Source organism: Alcanivorax sp. HI0083 (assembly GCF_001635175.1).
Genome location: NZ_LWFX01001654.1, coordinates 1 through 563 on the forward strand (window position 1 = coordinate 1; position 563 = coordinate 563).

Here is a 563-nt window from a genome sequence, read left to right on the forward strand (position 1 = left end):
CGAGCCAGTTGCTCGTCATCGCAGACAAGTACCCGCATAAGTCCCATCCTTTTTATTGCAGCGGATATCGAATTTCGATCTCGTATTCTTTTTGTTCCGGGCGGGATTCCACCGCCACATCATCACCGTACAGGGCTTCCAGCCGGTGACGTATATTTTCCAGCGCCATGCGGTTGCCTTTGTGATGTCCGTCGCCTTCCGGCTTGGGATTGCTCACCGACAGCACCAGGTTGCCATTGTGCGCGAGGGCGCGAATCGTCACCATCCCCCCTGCAGATAATGGCTGTATGCCATGATAAATGGCATTTTCAAGCAAGGGTTGCAAGGTTAATAACGGAATCTTCAGGGATTTTGCGTCTACCTGGATATCCCATGCCACCTGCAAACGCTCCCCCATCCGCAGCTGCTCGATGTGAATATAGCGCCGACACAGCTCCAGTTCTTCTTCCAGTGAGGCCTCGTTTCCACTGTTCTTGAGGCTGGCGCGAAACAGCACCGACAAGTCCTCCACCACCTGCTCCGCCCCATCCGGGTCCACCGCGATAAGGCTGGCGATAATGTTC

General features: G+C 54.7%; 1 protein-coding gene. It reads right to left on the reverse strand.

The genetic code is table 11. The annotated features are described in order from the left end of the window. Nucleotides 1–52: 52 nt before the first annotated feature. On the reverse strand, nucleotides 53–563 hold a 511-nt coding region (locus A3754_RS24330; RefSeq protein ID WP_197468841.1), incomplete at its 5' end, for a sensor histidine kinase.